Source organism: Microbispora sp. H10670 (assembly GCF_014161385.1).
In the GTDB taxonomy this organism is placed as follows: Bacteria; Actinomycetota; Actinomycetes; order Streptosporangiales; family Streptosporangiaceae; genus Microbispora; species Microbispora triticiradicis.
Map to the genome: position 1 here is coordinate 1 of NZ_JABBWW010000066.1, position 4,694 is coordinate 4,694.

At 76.2% G+C, this 4,694-nt stretch carries 1 protein-coding gene; it reads right to left on the minus strand.

Features of this window, described 5'->3' with window-relative positions:
• A partial coding sequence (locus HHX33_RS34455; protein WP_310741646.1) for a type I polyketide synthase occupies positions 1-4,692 on the minus strand: 4,692 nt, incomplete at its 3' end.
• Between the last annotated feature and the right edge of the window lie 2 nt (positions 4,693-4,694).

The following is a 4,694-nucleotide window of genomic DNA, read 5'->3' on the forward strand; positions in this document are numbered from 1 at the left end:
GTCGGGGAAGTCACCCGTGACGTCCGCGCCACTGGCCACCACCTCCCACAGGTCCTCCGGCGAGGCCACCCCGCCCGGGAACCGGCACCCCATCCCCACGATCACCACCGGGTCGTCGTCCGCCGCCCGCACCGCGACCGCGGTGGCCGCCCTCTCCTCCACCGTGATGAGGCCGAGCAGGTGCCCGGCGAGCGCGGCGACGGTCGGGAACTCGAACACGATCGTGGCCGGGAGCGTCAGCCCGGTCAGGGCGTTCAGCCGGTTGCGCAGCTCGACCGAGGTGAGCGAGTCGAAGCCGAGTTCCTTCAACGGCCGGTCACCGGGCACCTCGGCCGGATCGTCGTGCCCGAGGACGGACGCGGCCTGCTCGCGCACGAGCCGGGTGACCAGGTTCAGGCGCTCGTGCGGACGTCCGGACAGCACCCGCCGCGCCCAGGCGCCTTCGGCCGCCCGCCGCACACGAGACGGAAAGACCACGAGGCTGGAGAACAGGGCGGGCAACCGCCCCGCCGCCGCCTCCTCACGCAGCACGGCGTCGTCGAGGGGCGACACCACGGTGTACGGCTCGCGCACCCGGTCGAGGACGTCGAGGGCGACGGCCGTGGAGAGCGTGCCCACGCCGTACCGGGCGAGCCGGGCGCGGCCGGCGTCGTCGAGGTGGCCGGTCATGGCGCTGGCCTCCTCCCACACGCCCCAGGCGACGGAGGTCGCGGGCAGCCCGAGACCGGCCCGGTGCTCGGCGAGGGCGTCGAGGAACGCGTTGGCCGCGGCGTAGTTCGCCTGCCCGGGCACTCCGAGGGCGGCCACGGCGGAGGAGAACAGCACGAAGCGCTCCAATGGAAGCTCCGCTGTCAGCTCGTGCAGATGCCAGGCGGCGTCCAGCTTCGGCCGCAGCACCGCGGCGAGCGCGCGAGCGTCCAGCTCCGTGAGGGTGGCGTCGGCCAGCACGCCCGCCGTGTGCACCACGCCGCGCAGCGGGCGGCCGGCGGGGACGGCGTCCAGCACCTCCGCCAGGGCGTCCCGGTCGGCGACGTCGCAGGCCACCAGGGTGACCTCCGCGCCCGCCTCGCGCAGGTCGCGGGCGAGGGCCTCCGCGCCGGGGGCGTCCGGCCCGGATCGGCTCACGAGCAGCAGGTGGGGCGGGCGGGCCGCCGCCGCCAGCCTGCGGGCCACGAGCGCCCCCAGGGTTCCCGTGCCGCCGGTGATGAGCACAGTGCCGCCCGTGCCGAGCCCGGGGCCGTCTGAGCTGAGTTCGGCGCCCGGGTCGGTGCCGTCCTCGTCGCCGTGCCCGTGGCCGTACCCGTGCTGAGGCTCGGTCGCGGGCGCGGCCAGGTCCCGGACGGCGAGCCTCGGCGCCAGCAGGACCCCGTCGCGTACGGCCACCTCGCGTTCGCCGTGCCCGGAGGCGAGCAGCGCCACGGGCGCCGGGCCGTCCACCACGGCGAGCGCGAACCGGCCGGGATGCTCGGCGGCGGCGGTGCGCACCAGCCCGCGCAGCGGCGCGGAGGCGAGGTCCCGCCCGTCGGTCACGACCGTGAGCCTGATGCCGTCGAGCGCGGGATCGGCGGCCCATTGCTGCAGCAGGGCGAGGACGGCGGCCGTGCGGGCGTGCGCCCGCCCGGCGAGACCGGCGGAGGAGTCCGGGGCCTCCGTGGCGCCCCCGGCCGGGGAGCTCGCGCCCTCGACGGAGTTCGCGTCGTCAGAGAAGCTCGTGCGGTCGGCCGAGCCCTCGGGGTCCGCGGCGGTTCGCGGTCCGCCCACCGGGACGAGCACCACCTCGGCCCGGGTGAGCGCCAGGGCGTCCGCACCGGTGACGACCTCCACGTCGTCGGGACCGCCAAGGTCGCGGAGATTCCCGAGATCCAGCAGGTCTCCGGTGGCGCCGAAGCCCTCCAACACCCCGACGCGGCGCGGCGCCGGGCCGAGATCGGTCACCGGCTCCCACACGAGGCCGTACGTCTCGGCGGCGGGCCGGACGCCCGTGAGGTCCTCACGGGTCGCCGGCCGGAAGGCCAGTGACTCGATCGTCCCGATCGTCTGCCCGCTCTCGTCCGCGAACAGGTAGTGGAACCGAGAGCCGCCGAGCGGCTCGACGCGGGCCCGCACGGTGCGCCCGGCCCGGCCGGTGAGGCGCAGGCCCTCGAACGCGAACGGCAGGAGGGGTGCGCCGGCGCCGGGGTCGGCGAGACCGGCGAGCCCCGCCACCACCGGGTGGAGGGCCGCGTCCAGGAGCGCGGGATGAAGCGGGAAGTCCTGCACGGAGCCGGACGGGTCCGCGTCCGAGGGGGAGGACAGCTCCGCGTAGACCGTGTCGCCGTGGCGCCATACGGCGGTGAGGCCCTGGAAGGCCGGGCCGTAGTCGTAGCCGAGCCGGTACAGGCGGTCGTAGACGTCCGACACGTCGACCGCTTCGGTCCCGGCGGGGGGCCAGGCCGGGAGTTCGTCGCCGGGCGCGGCCTGCGGGTCGCGGAGCACAGGCGTGTCTCCGGCCTCGGCGAGGGTGCCCGAAGCGTGCCGGGTCCACGGTCGGTCGTCACCGGCCCGGGCGTGCACCTCGACGCCGCGCCGTCCGTCCGCGCCGGGGGCGGCGACCAGCACCTGCACCTGCGCGGGCCGGCCGGCGTCCAGCGTGAGGGGAGCCTCGACGGTCAGCTCGCGCACCTCGGGGGTGCCGGTGAGCCGGCCGGCGTGCGCGGCCAGTTCGGCGAACGCCGTACCGGGAAGCAGGGTGGTGCCCAGGACCCGGTGGTCGGCGAGCCAGCCCTGCGCGGCCAAGTCGATTTGCCCGGTCAGCACCGCCCCGCCGTCCGCGAGCGTGACCATCGCGCCGAGCAGGGGATGCCGGGCTGCGGCGAGACCGAGCCGGGACGCCTGGGCGGGTCCGGCGGAGGGTGTGAGCCAGTAGCGCTCGCCGCTGAACCGGTAGGTGGGCAGGTCCACCGGCGTCCCCTCGCGCGGCCAGACGACGGGGACGCCGGCGAGGTGGGCCACGGCCAGGGCGCGGCGGAAGGCGCCCGGCCCGCCCTCGCCGCGCCGGAGCGTGCCCGCGGCGAGGCACGTGATCCCCCGCTCGGCGAACGTCTCCTCCACGGCCACGGTGAGCACCGGATGCGGGCTGATCTCGACGAACCTCCGGTGGCCGCTGTCGGCGAGGCCGCCGAGGGCGGCGTCGAAGCGGACGGTCTCCCGGAGGTTGCGGAACCAGTAGCCGGCGTCCAGGGTGGTCGTGTCCAGCACGTCGCCGGTCACCGCGGAGTGGAAGGCGATCTCGGCGGGCCGGGGTCGCAGCCCCGCGAACGTCCGCAGCAGTTCCTCGCGCAGCGGCTCGACGTACCGGGTGTGGGAGGCGTAGTCCACCGGGACGCGGCGGGCGCGCACGCCGTCGTCCTCACACCGGGCGAGCAGCTCGGCGAGCGCCGCGGCGTCCCCGGCGACGACGGTGGAGCGCGGTCCGTTGCGCACGGCGACCTCGACGGCGCCCTCCCAGCGAGCCGCGAGCTCGGCCGCCTCGGCCGCGCCGAGCGCCACCGACACCATGCCGCCGTCCCCGGCGATCCGGGCGATGGCCTTGCTCCGCAGGGTGACCAGCCGCGACGCGTCGGCGAGGGACAGCGCGCCCGCGACATGAGCGGCGGCGATCTCGCCCTGGGAGTGCCCGACGACCGCGTCCGGCGTCACCCCCGCGGCGCGCCACATCGCGGCGAGCGACACCATGACGGCGAACAGCACCGGCTGCACGACGTCGACGCGGTCGAGCGAGGGCGCGCCCTGCGCTCCCCGCAGGACGTCGTGCAGGGACCAGTCGGTGTGTTCGGCGAAAGCCTCGGCGCAGGCGTCGATCCCGGCCCGAAAGACCGGGTCGGCGTCCAGGAGCGCGCGGGCCATCTCGGGCCACTGCGACCCCTGACCGGGGAAGACGAAGACCGTGCGCCCGCCGATCCGCTCGCCCGTCACGACCGCGTCGTGGACCTCGCCCCGGGAGAGGGCGCGCAGGGCGGCCGCGTGGTCCCCCAGGACGGCCGCGCCGTGCGGGAGCCGCGCCCGCGACGTGAGCGTGGCGGACACGTCCCGGATGCGGAGCTCCGGGTGGTCGTGCAGGTGCCCGGCGAGCGCGGCGGCCTGCCGTCGCAGCGCCGCCGCGTCCGTTCCCGACAGCAGCAGCGGCACGCCCTCCTCCGTCGAGGGGCCCGCAGTCGTCGCGGTGACGGACGGCGTGGTGACGGACGTCGCGTCGGCGTCCTGGCCGGTGGAGAGGTCGTCGCCGGTGGCGGGTGGTTGTCCAAGGGTGTCGGCGGGTGGCTGTCCGAGGGTGTCGGCGGGTGGCTGTCCGAGGGTGGTGGCGGGTGGTTGCCGGAGGGCGGTGGTGGGTGGTTGCTGGAGGATGACGTGGGCGTTGGTGCCGCTGATCCCGAAGGAGGACACCCCCGCCCGGCGCGGCCGTTCTCCCTGCGGCCAGGCAACCGGACCGGTCAGCAACGCCAGCCCCGAACCCTCCCAATCCACATGCGGCGTCGGCTCGTCCACATGCAACGTCGCCGGCAACACCCCATGCCGCAACGCCATCACTATCTTGATGACCCCGCCCACCCCCGCCGCCGCCTGAGCATGACCGATGTTCGACTTCAACGACCCCACCCACAACGGCGCCACCCGACCACGCCCATAAGCCGCACCCAACGCCCGCGCCTCGATCG